The sequence below is a fragment of the Salmonella sp. 741265116_PST genome (assembly GCF_046567715.1).
Lineage (GTDB): Bacteria > Pseudomonadota > Gammaproteobacteria > Enterobacterales > Enterobacteriaceae > Salmonella > Salmonella enterica.
Genome location: NZ_JBKFPH010000015.1, coordinates 87,140 through 113,114, shown reverse-complemented (window position 1 = coordinate 113,114; position 25,975 = coordinate 87,140). Strand labels below are relative to the sequence as shown.

General features: G+C 47.9%; 25 protein-coding genes and 3 pseudogenes. 19 read left to right on the top strand and 9 right to left on the bottom strand.

Features of this window, described 5'->3' with window-relative positions; translation table 11 throughout:
- Positions 1 to 8 precede the first annotated feature (8 nt).
- Entirely contained in the window at positions 9 to 494 is a 486-nt protein-coding gene (locus ACLD11_RS12790; protein ID WP_411014976.1) for a ricin-type beta-trefoil lectin domain protein, read from the top strand.
- Positions 495 to 684: 190 nt separating this feature from the next.
- The gene (gene msgA, locus ACLD11_RS12785) at positions 685 to 924 is read left to right on the top strand and encodes a virulence protein MsgA (RefSeq protein ID WP_000497451.1); all 240 of its coding nucleotides are present in this window, start codon (positions 685 to 687) and stop codon (positions 922 to 924) included.
- A gap of 223 nt (positions 925 to 1,147) precedes the next feature.
- Here msgA and ACLD11_RS12780 read toward each other — a convergent pair whose 3' ends face one another.
- Positions 1,148 to 1,312 (bottom strand): hypothetical protein, encoded by a 165-nt coding sequence (locus tag ACLD11_RS12780; protein ID WP_411014977.1) that lies wholly within the window; start codon positions 1,310 to 1,312, stop codon positions 1,148 to 1,150.
- A gap of 440 nt (positions 1,313 to 1,752) precedes the next feature.
- Between ACLD11_RS12780 and ACLD11_RS12775 the strand changes: the two genes are divergently transcribed.
- Both ACLD11_RS12775 and ACLD11_RS12770 read left to right on the top strand, forming a co-directional pair.
- Complete coding sequence (locus ACLD11_RS12775) at positions 1,753 to 2,562, top strand: cytolethal distending toxin subunit B family protein (RefSeq protein WP_411014975.1); 810 nt, start codon at positions 1,753 to 1,755, stop codon at positions 2,560 to 2,562.
- Positions 2,563 to 2,634: 72 nt separating this feature from the next.
- Positions 2,635 to 3,012, top strand: a complete 378-nt coding sequence (locus ACLD11_RS12770) for a DUF1353 domain-containing protein (RefSeq protein ID WP_076935134.1) — start codon at positions 2,635 to 2,637, stop codon at positions 3,010 to 3,012.
- A 147-nt stretch (positions 3,013 to 3,159) separates the two neighbouring features.
- Here the strand turns inward: ACLD11_RS12770 and ACLD11_RS12765 are convergent, their stop codons facing one another.
- The 3 genes and pseudogenes from ACLD11_RS12765 to ACLD11_RS12755 form a co-directional block, all read right to left on the bottom strand.
- Complete coding sequence (locus tag ACLD11_RS12765) at positions 3,160 to 3,702, bottom strand: glycoside hydrolase family 108 protein (RefSeq protein WP_411011671.1); 543 nt, start codon at positions 3,700 to 3,702, stop codon at positions 3,160 to 3,162.
- A gap of 68 nt (positions 3,703 to 3,770) precedes the next feature.
- Positions 3,771 to 4,055: pseudogene (locus ACLD11_RS12760) on the bottom strand (pertussis toxin-like subunit ArtA); the annotation flags it as partial.
- 16 nt (positions 4,056 to 4,071) lie between these two features.
- A pseudogene (locus tag ACLD11_RS12755) lies at positions 4,072 to 4,485 on the bottom strand (subtilase cytotoxin subunit B).
- A 613-nt stretch (positions 4,486 to 5,098) separates the two neighbouring features.
- Between ACLD11_RS12755 and ACLD11_RS12750 the strand changes: the two are divergent.
- Positions 5,099 to 5,244 (top strand): annotated as a pseudogene (locus ACLD11_RS12750) (hypothetical protein); the annotation flags it as partial.
- 286 nt (positions 5,245 to 5,530) lie between these two features.
- On the opposite strand, the gene sopF reads toward ACLD11_RS12750, so the two are convergent.
- Positions 5,531 to 6,655, bottom strand: coding sequence for a type III secretion system effector SopF (gene sopF / locus ACLD11_RS12745; RefSeq protein WP_411014974.1), 1,125 nt, complete (start codon positions 6,653 to 6,655; stop codon positions 5,531 to 5,533).
- Between the two features lie 458 nt (positions 6,656 to 7,113).
- Positions 7,114 to 8,364 carry an NADP-dependent isocitrate dehydrogenase gene (icd, locus tag ACLD11_RS12740; RefSeq protein WP_000444508.1) on the bottom strand — a complete coding sequence of 417 codons (1,251 nt, stop codon included), beginning with the start codon at positions 8,362 to 8,364 and terminating at the stop codon, positions 7,114 to 7,116.
- A 171-nt stretch (positions 8,365 to 8,535) separates the two neighbouring features.
- On the opposite strand from icd, the gene rluE reads away from it, so the two are divergent.
- From rluE to ACLD11_RS12695, 9 genes are all read left to right on the top strand, one after another.
- Positions 8,536 to 9,201 (top strand): 23S rRNA pseudouridine(2457) synthase RluE, encoded by a 666-nt coding sequence (gene rluE / locus ACLD11_RS12735; protein WP_001249415.1) that lies wholly within the window; start codon positions 8,536 to 8,538, stop codon positions 9,199 to 9,201.
- Positions 9,198 to 9,527: a lysozyme inhibitor LprI family protein gene (locus ACLD11_RS12730; RefSeq protein WP_000825956.1), complete on the top strand. Its 330-nt coding sequence runs from the start codon at positions 9,198 to 9,200 to the stop codon at positions 9,525 to 9,527. The genes rluE and ACLD11_RS12730 overlap by 4 nt, the downstream gene beginning before the upstream one ends.
- Before the next feature lie 11 nt (positions 9,528 to 9,538).
- Positions 9,539 to 10,000 (top strand): NUDIX hydrolase, encoded by a 462-nt coding sequence (locus tag ACLD11_RS12725; RefSeq protein ID WP_000476066.1) that lies wholly within the window; start codon positions 9,539 to 9,541, stop codon positions 9,998 to 10,000.
- 53 nt (positions 10,001 to 10,053) lie between these two features.
- Entirely contained in the window at positions 10,054 to 11,160 is a 1,107-nt protein-coding gene (gene mnmA, locus ACLD11_RS12720) for a tRNA 2-thiouridine(34) synthase MnmA (protein WP_411011668.1), read from the top strand.
- 86 nt (positions 11,161 to 11,246) lie between these two features.
- A complete protein-coding gene (hflD, locus tag ACLD11_RS12715) occupies positions 11,247 to 11,888 on the top strand; it encodes a high frequency lysogenization protein HflD (RefSeq protein WP_001519653.1) in 642 nt (213 codons plus the stop codon).
- A 3-nt stretch (positions 11,889 to 11,891) separates the two neighbouring features.
- Positions 11,892 to 13,262 (top strand): adenylosuccinate lyase, encoded by a 1,371-nt coding sequence (gene purB / locus ACLD11_RS12710; RefSeq protein ID WP_000423763.1) that lies wholly within the window; start codon positions 11,892 to 11,894, stop codon positions 13,260 to 13,262.
- A 126-nt stretch (positions 13,263 to 13,388) separates the two neighbouring features.
- The gene (gene phoP / locus ACLD11_RS12705) at positions 13,389 to 14,060 is read left to right on the top strand and encodes a two-component system response regulator PhoP (RefSeq protein ID WP_183060587.1); all 672 of its coding nucleotides are present in this window, start codon (positions 13,389 to 13,391) and stop codon (positions 14,058 to 14,060) included.
- Complete coding sequence (gene phoQ, locus ACLD11_RS12700) at positions 14,060 to 15,523, top strand: two-component system sensor histidine kinase PhoQ (RefSeq protein ID WP_411014973.1); 1,464 nt, start codon at positions 14,060 to 14,062, stop codon at positions 15,521 to 15,523. Before phoP ends, phoQ begins: the two co-directional genes overlap by 1 nt.
- 80 nt (positions 15,524 to 15,603) lie before the next feature.
- Entirely contained in the window at positions 15,604 to 16,725 is a 1,122-nt protein-coding gene (locus ACLD11_RS12695; protein ID WP_183060517.1) for a cupin domain-containing protein, read from the top strand.
- Between the two features lie 39 nt (positions 16,726 to 16,764).
- Here the strand turns inward: ACLD11_RS12695 and ACLD11_RS12690 are convergent, their stop codons facing one another.
- Together ACLD11_RS12690 and pepT are read right to left on the bottom strand one after the other, a co-directional pair.
- A complete protein-coding gene (locus ACLD11_RS12690; protein ID WP_411014972.1) occupies positions 16,765 to 18,099 on the bottom strand; it encodes a hypothetical protein in 1,335 nt (444 codons plus the stop codon).
- A gap of 3 nt (positions 18,100 to 18,102) precedes the next feature.
- Positions 18,103 to 19,332 (bottom strand): peptidase T, encoded by a 1,230-nt coding sequence (gene pepT / locus ACLD11_RS12685; protein WP_000359410.1) that lies wholly within the window; start codon positions 19,330 to 19,332, stop codon positions 18,103 to 18,105.
- 250 nt (positions 19,333 to 19,582) lie between these two features.
- On the opposite strand from pepT, the gene potA reads away from it, so the two are divergent.
- From potA to potD, 5 genes are all read left to right on the top strand, one after another.
- On the top strand, positions 19,583 to 20,719 hold the full coding sequence (potA, locus tag ACLD11_RS12680) for a spermidine/putrescine ABC transporter ATP-binding protein PotA (RefSeq protein WP_000531607.1): 1,137 nt from the start codon (positions 19,583 to 19,585) through the stop codon (positions 20,717 to 20,719).
- Positions 20,703 to 21,566 carry a spermidine/putrescine ABC transporter permease PotB gene (gene potB, locus ACLD11_RS12675; RefSeq protein ID WP_183060521.1) on the top strand — a complete coding sequence of 288 codons (864 nt, stop codon included), beginning with the start codon at positions 20,703 to 20,705 and terminating at the stop codon, positions 21,564 to 21,566. The genes potA and potB overlap by 17 nt, the downstream gene beginning before the upstream one ends.
- A 328-nt stretch (positions 21,567 to 21,894) precedes the next feature.
- On the top strand, positions 21,895 to 22,905 hold the full coding sequence (gene sifA, locus ACLD11_RS12670; RefSeq protein WP_411014971.1) for an SPI-2 type III secretion system effector SifA: 1,011 nt from the start codon (positions 21,895 to 21,897) through the stop codon (positions 22,903 to 22,905).
- A 315-nt stretch (positions 22,906 to 23,220) separates the two neighbouring features.
- Complete coding sequence (gene potC / locus ACLD11_RS12665; protein ID WP_342180933.1) at positions 23,221 to 24,000, top strand: spermidine/putrescine ABC transporter permease PotC; 780 nt, start codon at positions 23,221 to 23,223, stop codon at positions 23,998 to 24,000.
- Positions 24,001 to 24,024: 24 nt separating this feature from the next.
- A complete protein-coding gene (gene potD, locus ACLD11_RS12660) occupies positions 24,025 to 25,071 on the top strand; it encodes a spermidine/putrescine ABC transporter substrate-binding protein PotD (protein ID WP_000759329.1) in 1,047 nt (348 codons plus the stop codon).
- A gap of 81 nt (positions 25,072 to 25,152) precedes the next feature.
- On the opposite strand, the gene cobB is transcribed toward potD, so the two are convergent.
- Positions 25,153 to 25,974, bottom strand: a complete 822-nt coding sequence (cobB, locus tag ACLD11_RS12655) for a Sir2 family NAD+-dependent deacetylase (RefSeq protein WP_001191856.1) — start codon at positions 25,972 to 25,974, stop codon at positions 25,153 to 25,155.
- Between the last annotated feature and the right edge of the window lies 1 nt (position 25,975).

Here is a 25,975-nt window from a genome sequence, read left to right as displayed (position 1 = left end):
GCCCATGGATGGGCCGAGTAATCCGTAGCCAACACATAAGCAACTTGAAGTATGAAGGGTATAGTATTAATTTGTCGTTCCCGGTCATTACACAAAACCAAATTAATTCCGGTGGTTATTACATAAATGACGCGGAACAAATTCGGACAACTGATGGTCTGTGCCTTGATACAGGCTCAGATCAACAGAATCGTTTGACGCTGCGGGAGTGTAAGCATGTGCAATCTCAGCTTTTCTCATTTCACCGAGACAGAATCACGCAGGGTGAGAAATGTCTGGATGCTGCAGGACAGGGTACGAAAGAAGGCACGCCAATCATTCTTTATTCATGCACGGGTAATGATAACCAGCGCTGGCTCACTGATGATAACAAAATTAAGGGGAAACAGAGCCGAAAATGCCTGGGCACAAATAGCATTATTGTCAGAAAAGGCGACCCTGTTGTGTTGGCCGATTGCGATTTTAGTCGCGCCATGGAATTTACCATCAGGTAGCAGGACACCGCTGTGAAGAGAGAGCCGCTAACCTCATGACACGACAACAGGTTAGCGACCTTTACTTCCACGTGCGGTCAATTTACTTTACGTCCGCAACGTCAGGATGACAAAACGGCGGCTAAACCTTGACACCAGTTATATACCCAGCTTAAATACTGGTCATCCAACCAGTAAAAAGGAAATGGCGATGTTCGTCGAACTCGTTTATGACAAGCGAAATGTTGAAGGTTTGCCAGGCGCACGCGAAATCATCCTCAATGAACTCACAAAACGCGTACATCAACTTTTTCCCGATGCGCAAGTGAAAGTTAAGCCAATGCAGGCGAACGCATTAAACAGTGACTGTACAAAAACCGAGAAAGAACGGCTGCACCGTATGCTGGAAGAGATGTTTGAAGAGGCTGATATGTGGCTGGTCGCCGAATAACGTCCCCTCCTGCGAAAGCGACATATCCGATCGAAAACAGCGCCCTAAGGCGCTGTCTGTGACGATATAACGCAAACGCCACCACTCAGAACATGTAGCGGAAGTTGGCGTTTATCGCATGGTCAACATGCTATTTGCCAAATGCCGACTGCTCCAGCGCCAGCGCCAGTCCTTGCCACTGAACGTTTTGCCCAGTGCCACGCCTGTAAGCCCTATCAACGAATTATACGTTTTGCTGCGCATCGACACTATTGGTCACGGTTTTACAGTAAAAACGGTACCAGTTCTCAGGCTCTTCCGGCGTCAGTGCACCGGTATAATGGTGAGGTCTGACGCTGTTGTAGTCGTTCAAGATGTAACCATTAATTTGTCCGGTTTTCTTGTTCATTAAGTCACCTGTTTTGTGTTGAGGTGAGAATAGATGAAATGCTACCTTCAACACAGGGATATAATAATCCTGGTAATGAAAATTTATGTTTACTTATAAAGTACCAATGATATCGAATCTCTCTTTCCACAAATAAATCAACCCAATACAGTTACAATGAGTTAAGCGAATGGAATTTTAAATTCAGTTAGCTGTTTATCTATAGTTCTCTCTTTGGTCTTAACAATAATTAATTGTACTAAATAAACTATCATTTTGCCTCTGTAATAGACATCTATTTTAGTTTTATTGACGTTAGACTATGTATCTTACTACCTGCACAAGACATAGAACCAGAAACAAGTCAGGCGTTGCCAGAGTAAAATCAACGTTATGAAAAAATGGGTTATGAAAGCATATATCATTCAGATAAAGAAGTAATAATGGGGAGAGTAGATATCATGAAAAAACCTGCTTTTTTCCTTCTGACCATGATCATCTGCAGCTATATTTCTTTTGCCTGCGCTAATATCAGTGACTACAAAGTTATGACCTGGAATATTCAGAGTTCATCAGCCGCCACTGAAAGTAAATGGAACATCAATGTCAGTCGGCTTCTCAGTGGTAGTGACGGGGTAGATATTCTCATAGTTCAGGAGGCCGACGTTATACCTACCTCAGCGATTCCAACCGGGCGACATATTCAGCCCTTTGGAGTGGGTATTCCTGTCGAAGGATATACCTGGAATCCCGGAACTTCCAGTCATGAAGATATACGCTATATCTACTACTCACGTATTGATGTTGGAGCGCGTCGCGTTAATCTGGCCATTGTTCCCAGACAAAGAGCGGATACTGTTTATGTTTTGCGTCCGGTAACCGTCGCATCTCGCCCTATCATTGGCATCGGACTGGGTAATGATGTTTTTCTGACGACACATGCACTGGCCAGTGGAGGCCCGGATGCCGCGGCTATTGTCAGAGCGACTCATGAGTATTTTAACCAACTTTCGACACGGCATTTTTCCTGGCTTCTTGCGGGAGATTTCAACCGAGCCCCAGCCAGGCTTGAGAATGATCTCGTAACTGAAAGGCTGAATCGCGAAGCCACCATACTCGCGCCCAGTGAACCTACGCAAGTTGGTGGCGGAGTATTAGATTATGGGCTCATTGTCGATAGAGCACCTTATTCGCACCGGATAGAAGTATTACGTAATGAGACTACGCCACAATTGGCTTCTGATCATTATCCCGTAGCCTTTTTGGCATGAAGCTGTTAATGAGTAAATAGCGTTTACGGCATGTGCTTTGAGGGTGCAGAATATAGATTATAAGGTAAACTTATGAGTTGTTTTACCAGTCCAGCAATAATGGAAATGTTAGGTCATTATAAATGGCGTGTTTATAAACCATTTAGATTTTATCTCAGTGAAGATAAAAATGATGTCATTGAAGTACCGGTAGGATTTGTTACTGACCTTGCCACTGTTCCGCGTATTTTCTGGTCATTATTGCCACCGGATGGTGAATATGCCAAAGCGGCAATCATTCATGACTACCTGTATCATTATCCATTACGTAACAGAAAAGAGTCCGATCTCATATTCCTGGATGGGATGAAAGTTCTGGGCGTGCCAAAATGGAAAAGGATAATAATGTATTTAGCCGTAAGGATATTTGGCTGGAAATACTATCATTCTCATACCATACAACATAATTAATTTCTCGTTTTTTAACACACAAAGAACTATAGAAAAACCAGACCCTTAATATAGTAGTAATGAGACTTAGTGGCTTTCACCAGTTCTCTGTGTGAATATATCATTATATGCTGTCATCACAAACCGCCATAGTGGTAAGTAAGGGAATTACAACCTTACCCGTTCCTTTATCCATCCATAAACAAATGACTCATTCTCCTGGCGCTTTTCTGCTAACTCCAGGTAGCGTTGTCCCTGACTACAATTTAATGCCCGGATAAGTATCATTTCGCCCTCATCTCTCCGGTGAGAGAGAAAAAATGTTAGCGCCGAAAGCGTTCGTGGCCCAATCTGACCATCTGCTATCAAATCCGGATAAATTTTTTGCTGATCATTAAAAACATTAAGCCAACGCTGGAAGTACTTAATCGGGATTGAGGGTCCCATGTTCACACCAGTATCACAAAGCTCAGCTGCGATAGGGTGAGAGATAATGGCAACCTGATCAAGTCGTGGACCATACCAATAATCTGCCTCAAGGATTTTTAATGCTTGATTACGGGTAAGATTCCGCATATCCCCCATATAGCCATTAGCCCGGGCCGTCGTCAGGGTTATACCCCAATGCGTTGGTCCCCCCCTGTCGTCAGGGTGATCAACGTAACCGCCTTCTCTACTAAGGATAGCTGCAAAGATTTCATCTTTAGTCATAATGACTCCTTCTAATATTAATAAAATACGGGGAGCAAGCTGTAGAAATTATTATCTGCACGAATCTAATATCTGTATAAATTACCTTTGAAGGTTGAGCGAGAATAGTACGCTCTGGCTATAGCATATGTTTGATTAACACTTGAGGTTGTTGCAATATAGCGACTGTTACTACCTCCACCACTACATGACCTTCCACTGATAAATTGCTGAAAGTTGCGGTTATACCTAAGTAGTGAAAACCCATCGCGAAAAATAACGTCCGGTGGAGTTGAGTCCACACGATACACAAAATCTACTGCATAGTTATTAAAGCTAACTATAGATAATGTTAAAAATATTAAATTTTTCATTATTTCTTTTCCCCTCTTACTTGGGTCCAAAGCATTGTGTCGCACTGCACGATGATAGTCCCACAAGAGCATCTGCTGAAAAGGTATTTACAAAAAGCGAATAGGTTCAGATATTTTTTTGAACATAAATCCTTACGGATTGCCCTGTACTGTAAAAATATCTTGCCTGGTCAAGAAGTTCTTTAAAGGAGGGTGCCCATATGCTCTGCTTTGATACCGCACATGCAACAACCTGTGTACCACTACCGTTAGCTTTAACCGTTTTTATGCAAAAATAAGGACTAGTATCTATCTGACCAACATGTACATCACTGATAACTTCGTCTGAGTAACAGGCATTCGTATTATCTCCTGTCCACTCAGCGCTGGCTTTGAAAGAATAAATGAGAATTAGTAATGTATAAACAGGCACAAACTTATTCATATACACACTACTCTCCTGTACATTTAAAATAATTAACAAAACACAAATTTATTATATCTCACCACATCAAAATTCAGTCTATCATGATTTACTTCAACACAATGTTACCGACCACAACAAACACTCAAATTACTTGTAAATAGCAATTAATACATATATAAAAAATTTCATCACTGATAATAAGCACACCTATTTTATCAGTTACAGAATTCCTGCCACGGTAATAACACAGGTACTTCCGGCTCATATTGATCGCCGTCGTCTGTCTACTGGTTTTTTATTTTCAGCAAAGCATGACATAACTCATTAAGAAATTGACGGTAATTTAATAAGCCCGCCCTCTGCAAGAACGTTCTGGATAACTATCAGATCACTATTGTAGGATCAAAGAGTGGGGAATAAATCATTATCATCCAACTGAATCATGGACGACATCTTATTAACTGGCAATTTTTTTCCGGTGTAGTGATCTTATCCGCGTAATCTGTCTGTACCCTCCAGGTAAAGTGTCCGGCAATTTAGTCAGCCTATTGTTGATAACCGCCAGAAAATTAATATGTTCAGAAAGATGATCTAATAAAGTTGTGAGTTGTAGGTATCTGAGATCTAGTATAAGGCAATGATATTTCGAACATTCCCGCATCCAAGTTTGTTGCGCGAAAATTTACCTAAAGAAAAAATAATAAGCCTTAATATTTTTACAGTATTTCAACTTATAGCAGAATAAATGTTCGTAGATGGCGTAAAAACCTGATGAGCAGGAATATCGATAGCCAGTAAATCACTCCTGTGGTAATGCAGGACACCTGATGACTGTGAAGATAGCTTCATCTGTAGCTCCGGTGAAGTCCAGCGATTTAAGTGAAAAGTACCCAGCAGGCGCTTCTGCTGGTCCATATTCCTCTATTTTGCCAGGCCATACTGAAGTGCCACACAGGTATCTGCCAGAACGGTCCTAAGCTAATAAATGTAAAAGCAGTTACTGCCTACCTCAAGAAATATGCGCTCATGATCATTTAAAGCTCTTTTCAAGAAACTGATAATAAGCTTGTCAATATAATATTATACAGTCTCTATTAAGCGCCTGGTTTATTTGTTTTGCATAATCATATAGTTGACTTTTCGAGTAAGAATTTTCTTGCAAAGACAAATAAACGTGTTTTATATCTCTAAATAAGCATACATCACCATGGATATGAGCCTCTATATAATTCCCTTCATAGCCTGTACCATAATTAGAGTGAGCTAAAAACTTTTCGCCCTTAGCCATTTTAACCAAACTCTTAAAGCAATTATAACCAAAAAAATCATTTTGACAGGATGCAATCAGGTTCTCCATCTGCCAAAATGTAGATAATTTACTAATATCCAGACCAAATCTGTGGCCGTAGGTATCAAAAGGTGAGAATGTACAATTTGTTTTTACATTATCATTTAATTCAAAAAATGATTTCCCATAGGCGCTGGCACCTCCATTTTCACCGTTCAGAAAGTCCAGTGCAGCATAAATTGGTCTGCTTGTAGGGCTAAAAGTTCTACTGTTGGGAGTATATGCTACGGAAAAACCGCCTGTCTGACCATATGGGGCATAAGGTGAATCTGCAAGCTTCTCCAGTTCAAATGCTTTAGTTTCAACTGAATCACGTCCGACATTATAAGCAGGTAAATCGCCAGGTCTGCAACCTAATGCATAAGAGTTCAGATATTCTTTATTTTTTAAGAGAGAGACAAAGTCAATTTTGGCTGCATTAAAATTTATTGTCAGTCGGGCATTTTGTAAAATATCCACCATCTTATTTAGCAAAAGAGTGGAATCTATTTCGGCACCACACTCACGGCTTATCCGCCTGAGCGCTTTTTCTCTTATTATGTCAGCGTCGCGCTGACACCTGGAATGAATATGTGCAAGTACTTGTTTTCCAAAAAGGCGACCATACACCTTTTTACGCTCTTCATTGCTGAGACCGCAAAACACTTCGTCAAAAGAAAGCCTGTACGCTGCGCTTACAGAACCTACCGCCGCTCTGCTTTCTGGAAATGGCGGAATATCTTCAACAACATTTTTAACTTGCTGAATATCTGAAGACAGAGGAGTACGTCCAACATTTTTTGCCTTATCTGTTTCCAGATATTCCGGAACCTTCACACTTCCACTGTAGAAGATAGGTTTGAGCATATGTCTCCTGAATTTTTATGACTAATATAGCATTCACTTTCGCTGACGTATTCTTTACCAGGCTGATATTTCAACACCTCTTAACAGCGTTGTAGAAGTGCAAATAAAGACACTAATAATTTCATAAAATGCTTAATCTACCCACTATTGCAGGCAATAAATCATCACCTTTTATTGAAATAATACCCTGATAATAACAATAAATCTGGTAAGGCACTTTCAAAAAATAGCCAAACCACACATCATAAAGAAAACCACCACAATCAAAATCGGTAACTATCAGCTTTCAGGGGGTCTCAGGTTATCATGACGATTGGGGTAAAGAATGGGCTACTATTGCAGTCTAAATTGAGGGAGTTTTGATAAATTTTTTTGATAAAATTTTGATAACCGTTCGAATACTAATAATAAAAACGGGAACGTTAAGTCCCCGTTTTTGTTTTTAACAATTATCGTTATTACATATTCGCGATAATCGCGTCGCCAAACTCACTACATTTCAGCAGCTTAGCGCCTTCCATCAGGCGTTCAAAGTCATAGGTCACGGTCTTCGCGGCAATCGCGCCTTCCATACCTTTAACGATCAGATCCGCCGCTTCGAACCACTGCATGTGACGCAGCATCATCTCCGCAGACAGAATAATGGAGCCTGGGTTGACTTTATCCTGGCCCGCATATTTCGGCGCAGTCCCGTGAGTCGCTTCAAACAACGCGCATTCGTCGCCGATATTCGCACCCGGTGCAATACCGATACCGCCAACCTGAGCCGCCAGGGCATCGGAAATATAGTCACCGTTCAGGTTCATACAGGCGATAACGTCGTATTCCGCCGGACGCAACAGGATCTGTTGCAGGAAGGCATCGGCAATAACGTCTTTAACCACGATCTCTTTACCCGTGTTCGGGTTCTTAATTTTCAGCCACGGACCGCCGTCAATAAGCTCACCGCCGAACTCGTCGCGCGCCAACTGGTAGCCCCAGTCTTTAAACGCGCCTTCGGTGAACTTCATGATATTGCCTTTATGTACCAGCGTAACGGAATCGCGATCGTTGGTAATAGCGTATTCAATCGCCGCGCGAACCAGACGTTTAGTGCCTTCTTCAGAACACGGTTTGATACCGATACCGCAGTGCTCCGGGAAGCGAATTTTCTTCACGCCCATCTCTTCGCGCAGGAACTTGATCACTTTCTCAGCGTCTGCAGAGTCAGCTTTCCATTCAATTCCGGCGTAGATATCTTCAGAGTTTTCACGGAAGATGACCATATCGGTCAGCTCCGGATGTTTCACCGGACTTGGCGTGCCCTGATAGTAACGAACGGGACGCAGACAAACGTACAGGTCAAGCTCCTGACGCAGGGCAACGTTCAGAGAGCGAATACCGCCGCCAACCGGCGTGGTCAACGGACCTTTAATCGCTACGCGGTAATCACGAATTAAATCAAGGGTTTCAGCGGGAAGCCAGACATCCTGGCCGTAAACCTGTGTAGATTTTTCTCCGGTGTAAATTTCCATCCAGGAAATTTTACGCTCGCCTTTATAGGCTTTCTCGACGGCGGCATCGACCACTTTAAGCATGGCTGGAGTGACATCAACACCGATACCATCGCCTTCAATAAACGGGATAATCGGATTCTCAGGAACGTTGAGTTTGCCGTTTTGCAGGGTGATCTTCTTACCTTCCACCGGAACAACTACTTTGCTTTCCATTCACCTCTCCTTCGAGCGCTTCTGGTTTGCTCGTCTGTCATCGCGCTGCATGTGCAATGGCGTCCTGCTGCACGACTGCGTTAGAGCAATTTTTTGTTAATGTTTTGTAATGAGCATGTCAATACTACCCTATTGTTTGCCGCCATGAAAGACACTCATTATTGCGCTATAATGCGGCAATTAATAAGTTCTGAAAACACCATGCAAAAAACTTCTTTTAGGAATCACTACGTTAAGCGATTCAGCTCACGACAAGCATCTAAATCACGGAAAGAAAACCAGCCAAAACGCGTGGTTTTGTTCAATAAACCTTACGATGTGTTGCCGCAGTTCACGGATGAAGCAGGTCGCCGCACGTTAAAAGATTTTATTCCTGTGCAAGGCGTTTATGCCGCAGGCCGTCTGGATCGCGACAGCGAAGGGCTTTTGGTGCTGACTAATGACGGCGCGCTGCAGGCGCGCCTCACGCAACCGGGCAAGCGCACCGGCAAGATTTACTATGTGCAGGTTGAAGGCATCCCGGATAATGAAGCGCTACAGGCGCTTCGTACTGGCGTCACGCTCAACGATGGCCCTACCCTGCCCGCCGGTATTGAGATTGTCGCGGAGCCTGACTGGCTGTGGCCGCGCACCCCGCCGATTCGCGAACGGAAGAATATTCCCACCAGTTGGCTAAAAGTCACCTTATATGAAGGCCGCAACCGCCAGGTAAGACGCATGACAGCGCATGTCGGTCATCCCACTCTACGATTAATTCGTTACAGCATGGGCGACTACACGCTCAACGGCCTCGATAATGGACAGTGGCGCGAGATCGCACAGGAGAAAGACAGATGAAACGGCTTCTCATTGCTTTTGCTTTATTAACACCGTTATCCGTTAATGCGGCCAGCTTCGACTGCCAGAAAGCGCAGGCTGCGGATGAAAAGGCTATCTGCGCGCACCTGACGCTGAATGATAAAGACGTGGAAATGCACACCAAATATCAGTTTCTGAAAGGGTTGTTCGCGATGGGCAGTCGCGGCGCGCTGCAGGACGCCCAGCAGAGCTGGCTTAAACAGCGTCAGCAGTGCAAGGCCGACGTCACCTGCCTGACAAAAGCTTATAACGAGCGTCTGAAACAGCTTGACGCGATCTATGACCACATTGATAAACCGCTTTAATAAGGATGCCTATGTTCAAGCCGCACGTGACCGTTGCCTGCATCGTACATGCCGAAGATAAATTTCTGGTGGTGGAAGAGACCATCAACGGTAAATCGTTATGGAATCAACCTGCCGGACACCTGGAGGCAGATGAAACGCTGGCGCAGGCCGCCGCGCGTGAACTGTGGGAAGAGACTGGCATCACGGCGCAACCACAGTATTTTATCCGTATGCATCAGTGGATTGCGCCGGATAAGACCCCGTTCCTGCGCTTTTTATTCGCCATCAAGCTTGATCATATTTGCGCGACCGACCCCCATGACAATGACATCGATTGCTGCCGTTGGGTGAGCGCCGACGAGATTCTGAACGCGCCGAATTTACGTTCTCCGCTGGTGGCTGAAAGCATTCGCAGTTATCAAACGGGACAACGTTACCCCTTATCCATAGTGGGCGAATTTAACTGGCCGTTTACAGAGGGTGTCAAGTAAAGGGCTGCGTGGTAGAATACGCCGCCTTGAAGTTCAATGTCGCGAGTATTCCAATGTCAGAAAGCCCAAAAAAAGTGATCGTCGGCATGTCCGGCGGTGTCGATTCCTCCGTTTCCGCCTGGCTGTTGCAACAACAGGGTTATCAGGTAGAAGGCCTGTTCATGAAGAACTGGGAAGAGGACGATGGTGAGGAATACTGTACCGCGGCAGCCGATCTGGCTGACGCGCAGGCCGTGTGCGACAAGCTTGGCATTGAACTGCATACCGTTAATTTTGCCGCAGAATATTGGGATAACGTCTTTGAACTGTTCCTTGAAGAGTACAAAGCGGGCCGTACGCCGAACCCGGATATTCTGTGCAATAAAGAGATCAAATTTAAAGCCTTCCTTGAATTTGCCGCAGAAGATTTAGGCGCCGACTATATCGCCACCGGTCACTACGTCCGCCGCGCGGATGTCAACGGCAAAAGCCGGTTGTTGCGCGGGCTCGACGGCAACAAAGATCAGAGCTACTTCCTCTACACGCTTGGTCATGAGCAGATTGCGCAAAGTCTGTTCCCGGTTGGCGAGCTGGAAAAACCGCAGGTGCGTAAAATCGCCGAAGATCTGGGGCTGGTAACCGCAAAGAAAAAAGATTCTACCGGTATCTGCTTTATCGGCGAGCGCAAATTCCGCGACTTTTTAGGGCGCTATCTGCCTGCGCAGCCGGGGAAAATCATGACCGTTGACGGCGATGAAATCGGCGAGCATCAGGGTCTGATGTATCATACGCTCGGTCAGCGTAAAGGGCTGGGAATCGGCGGCACCAAAGACGGTAGCGAAGACCCCTGGTATGTGGTGGATAAAGACGTTGAAAACAATGTGTTAATTGTCGCCCAGGGACATGAGCACCCACGCCTGATGTCGGTAGGCCTCATCGCCCAGCAGCTACATTGGGTCGATCGCGAACCGTTCACCGGCACTCTGCGCTGTACGGTAAAAACCCGCTACCGCCAGACCGATATTCCGTGCACGATTAACGCACTGGATGACGATCGTATCGAGGTCATTTTTGATGAGCCAGTTGCCGCCGTTACGCCGGGCCAGTCCGCTGTCTTTTACAGCGGCGAAGTGTGCCTGGGCGGCGGCATTATCGAGCAGCGACTGCCGCTGACGGTCTGATTATTCAATACACAACACCATACAAGTCGCCTCAAAGCGGCTTAAAAGATGAAGTGTATTTTATTTGATACAAGGAAGCAGTGATTGTGGCAAAGAATTATTATGACATCACCCTCGCGCTGTCTGGCATTTGCCAGTCGGCACGCCTGGTGCAACAACTGGCGCACCAGGGGCACTGTGATGCCGACGCGTTGCACGTTTCACTCAACAGTGTCATTGATATGAATCCCAGTTCTACTCTGGGCGTGTTCGGCGGCAGCGAAGCTAACCTGCGTCTTGGTCTGGAAACACTGCTCGGCGTGCTGAATGCCAGCAGCCGACAAGGACTTAACGCCGAACTGACGCGTTACACGCTTAGCCTGATGGTGCTGGAGCGCAAGCTGTCATCCGCCAAAGGCGCGTTGAATACGTTAGGCGATCGCATTAACGGCCTGCAGCGCCAGCTTGACCATTTTGATTTGCAGTCAGACACGCTAATGAGCGCCATGGCGGGTATCTACGTGGATGTGATTAGCCCATTGGGCCCGCGCATTCAGGTGACGGGCTCCCCGGCCGTTCTGCAAAGTCCGCAGGTGCAGGCCAAAGTCCGCGCTTCGCTACTGGCAGGCATCCGTGCAGCCGTGCTCTGGCATCAGGTAGGCGGTGGTCGCCTACAGCTTATGTTTTCTCGTCATCGCCTGACGACTCAGGCAAAACAAATTCTTGCTCATTTAACCCCGGAGTTATGATCTATGGAATTATCCTCACTGACCGCCGTTTCCCCTGTCGATGGACGCTACGGCGATAAAGTCAGCGCGCTGCGCGGAATTTTTAGCGAATACGGTTTGCTGAAATTTCGTGTACAAGTCGAAGTACGTTGGCTGCAGAAATTAGCCGCGCACGCAGCGATCAAGGAAGTTCCTGCTTTTGCTGCCGACGCAAACGGTTACCTGGATACGCTTGTTGCAAACTTCAATGAAGAAGATGCCGCGCGCATTAAAACCATTGAGCGCACCACGAATCACGATGTGAAAGCGGTTGAGTATTTTCTGAAAGAAAAAGTCGCCGCGATCCCGGCGCTACATGACGTTTCCGAGTTTATCCACTTTGCCTGCACCTCTGAGGATATTAACAACCTGTCGCACGCGTTAATGCTCAAAACCGCGCGCGATGAAGTGATCCTGCCTTACTGGCGTCAGGTGATTAACGCGGTTAAAGATCTCGCCACGCAGTATCGCGACATTCCTCTGCTCTCCCGCACCCACGGCCAGCCGGCAACACCTTCCACTCTGGGTAAAGAGATGGCGAACGTGGCGTATCGTATGGAGCGTCAGTTCCGCCAGCTCAACCAAGTGGAGATCCTCGGTAAAATTAACGGCGCCGTAGGCAACTATAACGCGCATATCGCTGCCTATCCGGAAGTTGACTGGCATCAGTTCAGCGAAGAGTTCGTCACCTCGCTGGGCATCCAGTGGAACCCTTATACCACCCAGATTGAACCGCATGATTATATTGCGGAACTGTTTGACTGTATCGCGCGCTTTAACACCATCCTGATCGATTTCGATCGCGATGTCTGGGGCTATATTGCGTTGAACCATTTCAAACAGAAAACCATCGCCGGGGAGATCGGTTCTTCTACCATGCCACATAAAGTTAACCCCATTGACTTTGAAAACTCAGAAGGCAACCTCGGTCTGTCTAATGCAGTGTTGCACCATCTGGCAAACAAACTGCCGGTTTCCCGCTGGCAGCGCGATCTGACCGACTCAACCGTCCTGCGTAACCTGGGTGTCGGCATCGGCTACGCGCTTATCGCTTATCAGTCCACCCTGAAGGGCGTCAGCAAGCTGGAAGTAAACCGCGATCATCTGCTTGACGAACTGGATCACAACTGGGAAGTATTAGCCGAACCGATCCAGACCGTCATGCGCCGCTATGGTATTGAAAAACCATATGAAAAACTGAAAGAGTTGACCCGTGGCAAGCGTGTCGATGCCGAAGGAATGAAACAGTTTATTGATAGTCTGGCCCTGCCGGAAGCAGAAAAAACGCGCCTTAAAGCCATGACGCCGGCAAATTATATCGGTCGCGCTGTGACTCTGGTCGACGAACTTAAATAATGCGTGCCTCACCCTCTTTTCTTCAGAAAGAGGGTGACTATTTGTCTGGTTTATTAACTGTTTATCCCCAAAGCACCATAATCAACGCTAGACTGTTCTTATTGTTAACACAAGGGAGAAGAGATGATGCGCGTACTGGTTGTAGAGGATAATGCATTATTACGCCACCACCTGAAGGTTCAGCTCCAGGATTCAGGTCACCAGGTCGATGCCGCAGAAGATGCCAGGGAAGCTGATTACTACCTTAATGAACACCTTCCGGATATCGCTATTGTCGATTTAGGTCTGCCGGATGAAGACGGCCTTTCCTTAATACGCCGCTGGCGCAGCAGTGATGTTTCACTGCCGGTTCTGGTGTTAACCGCGCGCGAAGGCTGGCAGGATAAAGTCGAGGTTCTCAGCTCCGGGGCCGATGACTACGTGACGAAGCCATTCCACATTGAAGAGGTAATGGCGCGTATGCAGGCGTTAATGCGCCGTAATAGCGGTCTGGCCTCCCAGGTGATCAACATCCCGCCTTTCCAGGTGGATCTCTCACGCCGGGAATTATCCGTCAATGAAGAGGTCATCAAACTCACGGCGTTCGAATACACCATTATGGAAACGCTTATCCGTAACAAGGGTAAAGTGGTCAGCAAAGATTCGCTGATGCTTCAACTGTATCCGGATGCGGAACTGCGGGAAAGTCATACCATTGATGTTCTCATGGGGCGTCTGCGGAAAAAAATACAGGCCCAGTATCCGCACGATGTCATTACCACCGTACGCGGACAAGGATATCTTTTTGAATTGCGCTAATGAATAAATTTACTCGCCATTTTCTGCCGCTGTCGCTGCGGGTTCGTTTTTTGCTGGCGACAGCCGGCGTCGTGCTGGTGCTTTCTCTGGCATATGGCATAGTGGCGCTGGTCGGCTATAGCGTCAGTTTTGATAAAACCACCTTTCGTTTGCTGCGCGGCGAAAGCAACCTGTTTTATACCCTCGCCAAATGGGAAAATAATAAAATCAGCGTTGAGCTGCCTGAAAATCTGGACATGCAAAGCCCGACCATGACGCTGATTTACGATGAAACGGGCAAATTATTATGGACGCAGCGCAACATCCCCTGGCTGATTAAAAGCATTCAACCGGAATGGTTAAAAACGAACGGCTTCCATGAAATTGAAACCAACGTAGACGCCACCAGCACGCTGTTGAGCGAGGACCATTCCGCGCAGGAAAAACTCAAAGAAGTACGTGAAGATGACGATGATGCGGAGATGACCCACTCGGTAGCGGTAAATATTTATCCTGCCACGACGCGGATGCCGCAGTTAACCATCGTGGTGGTCGATACCATTCCGATAGAGCTAAAACGCTCGTATATGGTGTGGAGCTGGTTCGTATACGTGCTGGCCGCTAATTTACTGTTAGTCATTCCTTTACTGTGGATCGCCGCCTGGTGGAGCTTACGCCCTATCGAGGCGCTGGCGCGGGAAGTCCGCGAGCTTGAAGATCATCACCGCGAAATGCTTAATCCGGAGACGACGCGTGAGCTGACCAGCCTCGTGCGCAACCTTAATCAACTGCTAAAAAGCGAGCGCGAACGTTATAACAAATACCGCACGACACTGACCGACCTGACGCACAGTTTAAAAACGCCGCTCGCGGTTTTGCAGAGTACGTTACGCTCTTTACGCAACGAAAAGATGAGCGTCAGCAAAGCTGAACCGGTGATGCTGGAACAGATCAGCCGGATTTCCCAGCAGATCGGCTATTATCTGCATCGCGCCAGTGTGCGCGGTAGCGGCGTGTTGTTAAGCCGCGAACTGCATCCCGTCGCGCCATTGTTAGATAACCTGATCTCCGCGCTCAATAAAGTTTATCAGCGTAAAGGGGTGAATATCAGTATGGATATTTCACCAGAGATCAGTTTTGTCGGCGAGCAAAACGACTTTGTCGAAGTGATGGGCAACGTACTGGACAACGCTTGTAAATATTGCCTGGAGTTTGTCGAGATTTCGGCTCGCCAGACCGACGATCATTTGCATATTTTCGTCGAAGATGACGGCCCAGGCATACCCCACAGCAAACGTTCCTTGGTGTTTGATCGCGGTCAGCGCGCCGATACCCTGCGACCAGGACAAGGCGTGGGGCTGGCTGTCGCGCGCGAGATTACGGAACAATACGCCGGGCAGATCATTGCCAGCGACAGTCTGCTCGGCGGCGCCCGTATGGAGGTCGTTTTTGGCCGACAGCACCCCACACAGAAAGAGGAATAAACATTTCTGTGCGTTCTTCCACGCATCTCGTTAAGCATCCGTTATAATCGGTGTCAGATACCAGCCTGCGGATACTTAACATGGAATACCAATTAACTCTTAACTGGCCCGACTTTCTTGAACGCCACTGGCAAAAACGCCCGGTGGTCTTAAAACGTGGGTTTAGCAACTTTATCGATCCGCTCTCGCCGGATGAGCTGGCGGGGCTGGCGATGGAAAGCGAAATCGACAGCCGACTCGTTAGCCATCAGGATGGCAAATGGCAGGTCAGCCATGGCCCTTTCGAAAGCTACGATCATCTGGGTGAGAGCAACTGGTCGCTGCTGGTACAGGCGGTAAACCACTGGCACGAACCCACCGCCGCCTTGATGCGCCCGTTCCGCGCTCTGCCGGACTGGCGTATCGACGATCTGATGATCTCCTTTTCCGTGCCCGGTGGCGGCGTTGGCCCGCATCTGGATCAGTATGATGTGTTTATTATCCAGGGAACCGGTCGCCGTCGCTGGCGCGTGGGCGAAAAGCTGCAAATGCGTCAGCACTGCCCGCATCCCGACCTGTTACAAGTCGATCCATTCGAGGCCATTATTGATGAAGAGCTGGAGCCGGGCGACATTCTGTATATTCCGCCAGGATTCCCGCATGAAGGCTATGCGCTGGAAAACGCCATGAACTATTCGGTCGGTTTTCGCGCGCCCAATAGCCGTGAGCTGATCAGCGGCTTTGCCGATTACGTCCTGCAACGGGAGCTGGGCAACACATATTACAGCGATCCGGATATGCCGTCCCGCAAGCATCCGGCGGATATCCTGCCGCAGGAGATGGATAAACTGCGTAATATGATGCTCGATTTGATCAATCAACCCGCGCATTTCCAACAGTGGCTTGGCGAGTTTCTCTCTCAGTCACGCCACGAACTGGATATTGCGCCGCCGGAGCCGCCGTATCAGCCTGATGAAATTTACGATGCCTTAAAGCAAGGCGAGGTATTAGTACGTCTCGGCGGGCTTCGCGTATTGCGTATCGGCGATGAGGTCTATGCGAATGGCGAAAAAATAGACTCTCCGCATCGCCCCGCTCTGGAGGCGCTCGCCAGTCATATTGTACTGACCGCTGAAAACTTCGGCGATGCGCTGGAAGACCCGTCCTTCCTCGCGATGCTGGCGGCGCTGGTGAATAGCGGGTACTGGTTCTTCGAAGGATAAGAACATCGCAATGCCCGGCGGCGGCCGGGCTGGCGCAAACTATCCACAACGATCGCCGCCAGGGTTGGCGACATCGTTATATTGCGGATCGCCCGGATAAAGCGAGTGGGCCATTCGATGGCGAAATGATAATTGTCGGTAACGTCGCGCCAGCACGTTCTCCCCAAGACCTTCGGCAATATGAGCCAATTGCTGTAATTGTTCATACTGCATTTTTGCTGGATAAGCTGCAGTATCAAGCGCAAAGGCGCGTTCCGCAAAGTTTTTTGCTTGTTCAAGTTCTTGATTATTCTGATAAAGCAGCGAAATACCATACAACACCATTGAAACGTCAGACTGCCGACGTTTATATTCTTCCAGCAATGGGAGATAGGGGGAGGTACTGTCCAGGTCGATGTTTTCGGGCAAATAAAAGCGTAATCGTGATATTACCGTCGCCATTGGCGTTAAACGACTCTGGTAATACGCGATAAGTTTAAGGTAGAGATCTTTCGCTTCCTTATAATGATGGCCCTGTGCATAAAAGCCAGCAAGATTATTGCTGTCAACCGTCATTTCGCCGATTTCGGCACCATAAAGTGTTTGCTCAATTTTTAGCGCCTGACTTAGCGCATTAATCGCTTCGCTAATATGCCCTGCATTATAAGCAATATCCGCTTTCTGCTGCAAAAAAGAGGCGACGCGCTCACGATTATCCCAGGTTTTATCCCGTAAAATAACGCTCAGCCACTGCCGCTCCGCTGCGTCTATCTTCGCCAAATAATAGGCTTTACGCACACTATCACATTCGACATCCCGCTCTTCCAGCGCATCAGAATAAGCGTCGCGCATCCTGTTTAAGGTATAAACCAATGCCTCCGTCGATGCCTTTTTGTCTTTAAGACGCCACGTTAATGCCTGCTCTTGCCAGGCTATCTGCTGACGGTAATCAACCTTGATCTCGTATCGCCACTGCTCTGTAGGTGAATACTCTATATGGCGATCGTCACTGTAAACATAAAAGGCCGCCAGGTGTTCAAACATATCGGCCCGATCGCCCGGATAAGTGCCCGCCGGAAATGTTTTCATTATTGCCCGCGCCCGCAGCAGCATTTGCGGCGTTAACTCCGGTTTACCCAGCCATTGATAAATATCGCTTTGTAATAGCAGGCTACGAACAAGCTGTATTGAGCGTTTGCCATATTGCCGCGAGGCCAGCCTCACCGCATCATCAATAAACGTTATGCAGGTTTCATCGCCGCTCATAAAACATGCTGCAGATTGTTGCTGGCGCTGGGACCAGGAAGGCGGATATTCGGCGCTCCAGGCAGCAAAATTGATGGCGGAAAATATCCCGCCATAAATAATAAAACGCTTCACCACAATGCGTAACATCCGCTACTGGCCGCGCTTCGCCGTCAGCTCCGCGATACGCACAATCACCTGTACCGCTTTTTCCATCCCCTCCAGCGTCACAAACTCATGTTTACCATGATAGTTATATCCGCCGGTAAAGAGATTAGGACACGGCAGGCCCATAAACGACAGTTGCGCCCCGTCTGTGCCGCCGCGAATCGGTTTCATCTCCGGCGTAATATGACAGTCGCGCATGGCCTGCTGGGCGATATCGAGAATATGCGGATGCTCAACCACTTTTTCGCGCATATTGTAATAACTGTCTTCAATCACCAGTTCGATATAGCAGTCCGGATGCAGCCCCTTACCGACTTTTTTGGCAATCTCCATCATTTTGCGTTTACGCGCTTCAAACTGCTTACGGTCGAAATCGCGAATGATGTAGTGCATTTCGGCCCGGTCAACGGTGCCTTTCATGCTGGCCAGATGATAAAACCCTTCGTAACCTTCGGTGGTTTCAGGCGCTTCATCCGCCGGCACTTCCGCGTGAATCCTCGCCGCCAACGACAGCGCATTGACCATCACGCCTTTCGCCGTACCGGGATGCACGTTATTGCCGACGATTTTGATATTCACCGAAGCAGCATTGAAGTTTTCAAACTCCAGTTCGCCCACGCCGCCGCCGTCGACCGTATAGGCCCACTGCGCGCCAAAGGCCTCAACATCGAAGTGCTTCGCGCCTTTCCCTACCTCTTCGTCAGGCGTAAACGCCACTTTAATGTCGCCGTGGGGAATAGGATTACCTTTCAGCACCGCCAGCGCGGTCATGATCTCCGCAACACCGGCTTTATCGTCCGCGCCCAGCAATGTCTTACCATCGGTAGTAATCAGCGTCTGTCCCAGTAATTGATGCAGTACCGGGAACATTACGGGTGACAACACCTCATCGCCAATCCCTAATGCTATATCGCCGCCGCGATAATTCTCGACAATCTGCGGGTTAACGTTTTTACCGCTGAAATCCGGAGAGGTATCCACATGAGAGATAAAACCAATGGCGGGAATATCCCCCTCAACATTGGCCGGGAGCGTCGCCATCAACGTCCCTTTTTCACTTAATGTAATGTTAACCAGCCCCATCTCTTCGAGCTGCTGTTTGAGCAAACGTAGTAACTTCCACTGCCCCTCAGTGCTGGGAACCTGCCGAACACCCGACTTTGATTGGGTATCCAGCGATACGTAGTGTAAAAAACGCTCAAGTAGTTTATCCATGCAGTCACCCTCACTTTTCGTGACAACATTATTAATAAGCAAGAAAAGACAAATATTGCGTCAGGTCACTTTTATCCCTGCAAACAAGAATATTTCACTTTGACACGCTTTCTGACTATAAAGCTAAGTCAGTAATTCGCAACAAGGATTGGCGATTACAGTGGTTTGCCGTAGAATGGCCGCCCTCATTAAGAGTGATTAAGGTGGTTAACCACAAACCCCGCAGCGGTCAGCCATCCGTTGCGTTTACATGGGACAGAGTAAGAAATTGAATAATCAACCGCGTTCGCTTTCACCGCTGGTGCTTTTGTCGGGAATTAGCAAAAGTTTCGATGGCAAAGAGGTCATTTCGCAACTGGATTTGACCATTAACAATGGCGAATTCCTCACGCTGCTTGGCCCTTCCGGCTGCGGTAAAACAACCGTTCTTCGCCTGATTGCCGGCCTGGAAACCGTTGATGCCGGGCATATCATGTTGGATAACCAGGATATCACCCACGTTCCCGCCGAAAATCGTTATGTGAATACCGTATTTCAAAGCTACGCTTTATTTCCGCATATGACGGTGTTTGAAAATGTCGCGTTTGGCTTACGGATGCAAAAAACGCCAGCCGCCGAGATAGCGCCTCGCGTGACCGATGCGCTGCGTATGGTGCAGCTTGAAGAGTTTGCACAACGTAAACCGCACCAGCTTTCCGGCGGACAGCAGCAGCGTGTGGCTATCGCTCGCGCGGTGGTGAATAAACCTCGCCTGTTATTACTGGATGAATCGCTCTCCGCGCTGGACTATAAATTGCGCAAACAAATGCAGAACGAGCTGAAAGCATTACAGCGTAAACTCGGTATCACGTTTGTTTTTGTCACTCACGATCAGGAAGAAGCGCTCACCATGTCCGATCGTATCGTGGTAATGCGTAATGGCGTGATTGAGCAAGACGGCACGCCGCGTGAAATCTATGAAGAGCCAAAAAACCTGTTTGTCGCCGGTTTTATCGGCGAAATTAACCGCTTTGACGCGACCGTCATTGAACGACTTGATGAACAGCGCGTCCGCGCCAGCGTAGAAGGTCGGGAGTGCAATATATACGTCAATTTCGCTGTCGAACCGGGCCAAAAACTGAACGTCCTGCTGCGACCGGAAGATCTACGCGTCGAAGAGATCAACGATGATAACCACATCGAAGGGCTTATCGGCTACGTGCGCGAGCGCAATTATAAAGGTATGACGCTGGAGTCGGTGGTTGAACTGGAAAATGGCAAAATGGTGATGGTCAGCGAATTCTTCAACGAAGACGATCCTGACTTCGACCATTCACTTGACCAAAAAATGGCCATTAGTTGGGTAGAAAGCTGGGAGGTCGTACTGGCTGATGAAGAACACAAGTAAATTCCAGAATGTAGTGATTGTCACTATCGTCGGTTGGCTTGTGTTGTTTGTTTTTCTGCCCAACCTGATGATCGTTGGCACCAGCTTTCTGACCCGTGACGACGCCAGTTTCGTCAAGATGGTCTTTACGCTGGATAACTACGCACGCCTGCTCGATCCGCTCTATTTTGAAGTGCTCCTGCACTCTCTGAATATGGCGCTGATCGCCACCCTCTCCTGCCTGGTGCTGGGCTATCCTTTTGCCTGGTTTCTGGCGAAGTTACCGGAAAAGATACGTCCGTTATTGCTGTTTTTACTGATCGTTCCTTTCTGGACCAACTCACTGATCCGCATCTATGGGCTGAAAATATTCCTGAGCACTAAAGGTTATCTCAATGAATTCCTGCTGTGGCTGGGCATGATTGATACGCCGATTCGCATCATGTTCACCCCAAGCGCTGTTATTATCGGCCTGGTTTACATTTTGCTGCCGTTTATGGTCATGCCGCTCTACTCCAGCATTGAGAAGCTCGACAAACCGCTACTGGAGGCCGCACGCGATCTCGGCGCCAGTAAAATGCAAACGTTCATCCGCATCATTATTCCATTAACCATGCCGGGCATTGTCGCCGGTTGCCTGCTCGTGATGCTACCGGCAATGGGCCTGTTCTACGTCTCCGATTTAATGGGTGGCGCGAAAAACCTGCTGATTGGTAACGTCATTAAGGTACAGTTCCTGAATATTCGCGACTGGCCGTTTGGCGCGGCTACCAGCATTACGCTGACCATTGTGATGGGACTCATGCTGTTGATTTACTGGCGGGCTTCCCGCTTATTGAATAAGAAGGTGAGTGATATAAGCGATTAATTGCGCAACGCTAACAAATCTACGCGCATTCAGGCATGAAGTTTATTCAAGGGTAAACTTCATGCCTCCGGCATAAAAAACGCATGAAAGCAATTGCCGCCAGTAATGCAAATCTACAACATTATCTGCGGTAGGCCTTCTTTTACTTTTACCTGTACCGACGCTAGCACAGACAGTAATGCGTTTATACGCGAAGCTCTCAGGTTTTATACTGATTGCAAGTCTCTTTTAAAAATTATATTACATCCGATGCGCCCGCAGTTGAGATAAAAAGGGTTGATTTAATCAATTATGTAGTCATTTTTACTCCAGTTTAAGTGAGATTATTATGCCGATTACTATAGGGAATGGTTTTTTAAAAAGTGAAATCCTTATCAACTCCCCAAGGAATACGAAAGAAGCATGTTGCAAAGTTTTATGGGAAAAAATTAAAGACTTCTTTTTTTCTACTGGCAAAGCAAAAGCGGACAAGTGTCTACATGAGATGTTGTTTGCCGAACGCGCCCCCACACGAGAGCGGCTTACAGAGATCTTTTTTGAGTTAAAAGAGTTAGCCTGCGCATCGCAAAGAGATAGATTTCAGGTTCATAATCCTCATGAAAATGATGCCACTATTATTCTTCGCATCATAGATCAAAACGAAGAGAACGACTTGTTACGTATCACTCAAAATACCGATACCTTTAGCTGTGAAGTGATGGGGAATTTTTATTTTTTAATAAAAGATCGCCCGGATATTTTAAAATCGCATCCACAAATGACGGCCATGATTAATAGCAGATATAGCGAAATCGTAGGTTACCCCCTCCCTTCGACATTATGTCTCAATCTTGCTGACGTGCCGACATTATCGGTTCCATTAGACAACATAGAGGGGTTTTTATATTCTGAATGGAGAAAAGGAAATTTAGATGAGTGGAAAACGCAAGAAAAGGCAACCTACCTGGCAGCGAAAATTCAGTCTGGGATTGAAAAGACAACGTGCATTTTACAGCATGCAAATATATCCGAAAGTACTCAGCAAAACGCATTTTTAGAAACAATGGCGATGTGTGGATTAAAACAGCTTGAAATACCACCACCGCATACCCACATACCTATTGAAAAAATGGTAAAAGAGGTTTTACTGGCGGATAAGACGTTTCAGGCGTTCCTCGTAACGGATCCCAGCACCAGCCAAAGTATGTTAGCTGAGATAGTCGAAGCCATCTCTGATCAGGTTTTTCACGCCATTTTTAGAATAGCCCCCCAGGCTATACAAAAAATGGCGGAAGAACAGTTAACCACGCTACACGTTCGCTCAGAACAACAAAGCGGCTGTTTATGTTGTTTTTTATAAAATCAGACGACGCTTTCTCAGACGTCACGTTCAGGGTTTACTCACGTACTTCCTGTTTGCCTACAGAGTAACCTCTTGCCTGGCGCAATAATGCCGCATATGACCGGATCGAATGAGAATAGTCATTTAAATGGCCTTTTTTTCCCGCTTGTCTGGCAATTTGTTGTAAAATTCGCGGCTTCAAGCGGCAGCTTGCTTCTCTCTGGCTGCTGATAACCGCGAGACGTTTTGGAGAGATTTTGGAGAAGAGAAAAAATTGATCATTTTCAATACTCTAAAAGCACCCCATCCTCTGAATAAGAAGGTGGAACTTGAATGATCGGTCGGCTGCTCCGTGGCGGTTTCATGACTGCCATCTATGCGTATCTGTATATTCCCATCATTATTCTGATTGTGAACTCCTTCAACAGTTCTCGGTTCGGCATTAACTGGCAGGGTTTTACCACTAAATGGTACGAACTACTGGTCAATAACGACAGTCTGTTGCAGGCCGCTCAACATTCACTGACGATGGCTATTTTCTCAGCGACCTTCGCCACGTTGATTGGCTCGTTAACCGCGGTGGCGCTTTATCGCTACCGCTTTCGCGGGAAGCCATTCGTCAGCGGGATGCTGTTTGTGGTGATGATGTCGCCGGATATCGTGATGGCGATCTCCCTGCTGGTGCTGTTTATGTTGCTCGGCATTCAACTGGGCTTTTGGTCGTTGCTGTTCTCGCACATCACCTTTAGCCTGCCGTTTGTGGTCGTCACGGTCTATTCGCGCCTGAAAGGCTTTGATGTCAGAATGCTGGAAGCCGCAAAAGACCTGGGGGCCAGTGAGGTAACGATTTTACGCAAAATCATTCTGCCGCTGGCGATGCCGGCGGTGGCGGCGGGCTGGTTGCTGAGCTTTACGTTGTCGATGGACGATGTAGTGGTCTCGTCGTTTGTCACCGGGCCGGGCTATGAAATTTTACCCTTAAAGATTTATTCCATGGTAAAAGTCGGCGTTTCACCAGAAGTGAACGCGCTGGCGACCGTTTTATTGGTGCTGTCTCTGGTAATGGTCATTGCCAGCCAGCTTATTGCTCGTGATAAAACCAAGGGCCAATAAGGCCCGTAATTCAGGGGACGTTAAATGAAAAAATGGTCACGCCACCTGCTCGCGGCGGGCGCCCTGGCGCTGGGTATGAGTGCCGCTCATGCCTCCGACAACGACACGCTCTATTTCTATAACTGGACTGAGTATGTACCGCCGGGCTTGCTGGAACAGTTCACTAAAGAGACAGGCATTAAGGTGATTTATTCGACCTACGAGTCGAACGAAACCATGTATGCCAAACTCAAAACCTATAAAGATGGCGCGTATGACCTGGTTGTTCCTTCTACATACTATGTCGACAAAATGCGCAAAGAAGGCATGATCCAGAAGATCGATAAGTCGAAATTAACCAATTTCCACAACCTCGATCCGGAAATGCTCAACAAACCGTTTGACCCCAACAACGATTATTCTGTTCCGTATATCTGGGGCGCAACGGCGATTGGCGTGAACAGCGATGCTATCGATCCAAAAACCATTACCAGCTGGGCTGACTTGTGGAAACCGGAATATAAAAACAGCCTGCTTTTAACCGACGATGCGCGAGAAGTCTTCCAGATGGCGCTGCGCAAGCTAGGTTATTCCGGTAACACCACCGATCCGAAAGAGATCGAAGCGGCATATGAAGAGTTGAAAAAACTGATGCCGAACGTAGCGGCCTTCAACTCCGATAATCCGGCGAATCCGTATATGGAAGGGGAAGTCAACCTGGGGATGGTGTGGAACGGTTCGGCCTTCGTTGCTCGTCAGGCTGGCACGCCGCTGGAGGTCGTCTGGCCGAAGGAAGGCGGTATTTTCTGGATGGACAGCCTGGCTATTCCGGCGAATGCGAAGAATAAAGAGGGCGCGCTGAAGCTAATCAACTTCCTGCTGCGTCCTGACGTCGCGAAAGAGGTGGCAGAAACCATCGGCTACCCTACCCCCAACCTGGCGGCGCGTAAGCTGTTAAGCCCGGAGGTCGCCAATGATAAATCGCTCTATCCGGATGCGCAAACCATCAGCAAAGGCGAGTGGCAAAACGATGTCGGCGACGCCAGCGCCATTTATGAAGAGTATTATCAGAAGCTAAAAGCAGGACGCTAATTCAGCCAAAGCGCCTGTCGGGCCTACAGATGAACGTAACGTGAAATGTAGGCCGGATAAGGCGTTACCGGGCAAACAGCACTACAGCCCTTTCAGGAATTTATCAACAAATTCCGGCACAACCTGGCTTGCCGGGCCGTAGTGCTTCTCTTCAAACTCGCTGCCGACCTGGCTTGGCTCAAGATTCAGTTCCACCGTATGTGCGCCGTGCAGTTTTGCTTCATGCACAAAACCCGCAGCCGGATAGACATGACCGGATGTGCCAATGGCGATAAAAATATCCGCCATCGACAGCGCCATATAAATTTCATCCATGCCAAGCGGCATCTCGCCAAACCACACCACGTGCGGACGTAGCGGCGCCGGGAACTGGCAGCAGTGACATTTATCTTCCGGCATCACATCGCCGTTCCATTCCAGAATCTGGCCGCTTTGCGAACAGCGCACCTTCAATAGCTCGCCATGCATATGAATGATGTTGCGGTTGCCCGCGCGTTCATGCAAATTGTCGATGTTTTGCGTCACCAGCAAAAAGCGATCGCCAAGCGCTTCTTCAAGCTTCGCTAACGCCAGATGCGCCGCATTGGGTTGTATTTCTGGCTGTTGAAGCTGCTGACGGCGGGCATTATAAAATGTCTGCACCAGCCCCGGATTACGGGCGAATCCTTCCGGCGTCGCCACATCTTCAACCCGATGCTCTTCCCAAAGGCCATCCGCCGCGCGAAACGTACGAATACCAGACTCTGCAGAAATTCCTGCACCTGTAAGGACTAATACTCTTGGGTTTTCCATCATTTCCGGCACCACTCTGTCTCTGAAAAAGATCCGCTGGCGCAGACGTTCACGCAACAGACGTTTATTTTTACGAAAGCGGCTTAATCGATGAAACCGACGCGACTGCATA

Excerpts from the sequence above, each read along its gene's own strand:
- ACLD11_RS12775 (WP_411014975.1), top strand. The coding sequence starts at position 1,753 with ATGAAAAAACCTGCTTTTTTCCTTCTGACCATGATCATCTGCAGCTAT.
- potC (WP_342180933.1), top strand. The coding sequence starts at position 23,221 with ATGATCGGTCGGCTGCTCCGTGGCGGTTTCATGACTGCCATCTATGCG.
- ACLD11_RS12695 (WP_183060517.1), top strand. The coding sequence starts at position 15,604 with ATGGAATACCAATTAACTCTTAACTGGCCCGACTTTCTTGAACGCCAC.
- icd (WP_000444508.1), bottom strand. The coding sequence starts at position 8,364 with ATGGAAAGCAAAGTAGTTGTTCCGGTGGAAGGTAAGAAGATCACCCTG.
- ACLD11_RS12765 (WP_411011671.1), bottom strand. The coding sequence starts at position 3,702 with ATGACTAAAGATGAAATCTTTGCAGCTATCCTTAGTAGAGAAGGCGGT.
- phoQ (WP_411014973.1), top strand. The coding sequence starts at position 14,060 with ATGAATAAATTTACTCGCCATTTTCTGCCGCTGTCGCTGCGGGTTCGT.
- ACLD11_RS12690 (WP_411014972.1), bottom strand. The coding sequence starts at position 18,099 with ATGTTACGCATTGTGGTGAAGCGTTTTATTATTTATGGCGGGATATTT.
- sifA (WP_411014971.1), top strand. The coding sequence starts at position 21,895 with ATGCCGATTACTATAGGGAATGGTTTTTTAAAAAGTGAAATCCTTATC.
- ACLD11_RS12790 (WP_411014976.1), top strand. The coding sequence starts at position 9 with ATGGGCCGAGTAATCCGTAGCCAACACATAAGCAACTTGAAGTATGAA.
- purB (WP_000423763.1), top strand. The coding sequence starts at position 11,892 with ATGGAATTATCCTCACTGACCGCCGTTTCCCCTGTCGATGGACGCTAC.
- potA (WP_000531607.1), top strand. The coding sequence starts at position 19,583 with ATGGGACAGAGTAAGAAATTGAATAATCAACCGCGTTCGCTTTCACCG.
- potB (WP_183060521.1), top strand. The coding sequence starts at position 20,703 with ATGAAGAACACAAGTAAATTCCAGAATGTAGTGATTGTCACTATCGTC.
- msgA (WP_000497451.1), top strand. The coding sequence starts at position 685 with ATGTTCGTCGAACTCGTTTATGACAAGCGAAATGTTGAAGGTTTGCCA.
- phoP (WP_183060587.1), top strand. The coding sequence starts at position 13,389 with ATGCGCGTACTGGTTGTAGAGGATAATGCATTATTACGCCACCACCTG.
- mnmA (WP_411011668.1), top strand. The coding sequence starts at position 10,054 with ATGTCAGAAAGCCCAAAAAAAGTGATCGTCGGCATGTCCGGCGGTGTC.
- potD (WP_000759329.1), top strand. The coding sequence starts at position 24,025 with ATGAAAAAATGGTCACGCCACCTGCTCGCGGCGGGCGCCCTGGCGCTG.
- rluE (WP_001249415.1), top strand. The coding sequence starts at position 8,536 with ATGCGGCAATTAATAAGTTCTGAAAACACCATGCAAAAAACTTCTTTT.
- ACLD11_RS12730 (WP_000825956.1), top strand. The coding sequence starts at position 9,198 with ATGAAACGGCTTCTCATTGCTTTTGCTTTATTAACACCGTTATCCGTT.
- ACLD11_RS12770 (WP_076935134.1), top strand. The coding sequence starts at position 2,635 with ATGAGTTGTTTTACCAGTCCAGCAATAATGGAAATGTTAGGTCATTAT.
- pepT (WP_000359410.1), bottom strand. The coding sequence starts at position 19,332 with ATGGATAAACTACTTGAGCGTTTTTTACACTACGTATCGCTGGATACC.
- sopF (WP_411014974.1), bottom strand. The coding sequence starts at position 6,655 with ATGCTCAAACCTATCTTCTACAGTGGAAGTGTGAAGGTTCCGGAATAT.
- ACLD11_RS12725 (WP_000476066.1), top strand. The coding sequence starts at position 9,539 with ATGTTCAAGCCGCACGTGACCGTTGCCTGCATCGTACATGCCGAAGAT.
- ACLD11_RS12780 (WP_411014977.1), bottom strand. The coding sequence starts at position 1,312 with ATGAACAAGAAAACCGGACAAATTAATGGTTACATCTTGAACGACTAC.
- cobB (WP_001191856.1), bottom strand. The coding sequence starts at position 25,974 with ATGCAGTCGCGTCGGTTTCATCGATTAAGCCGCTTTCGTAAAAATAAA.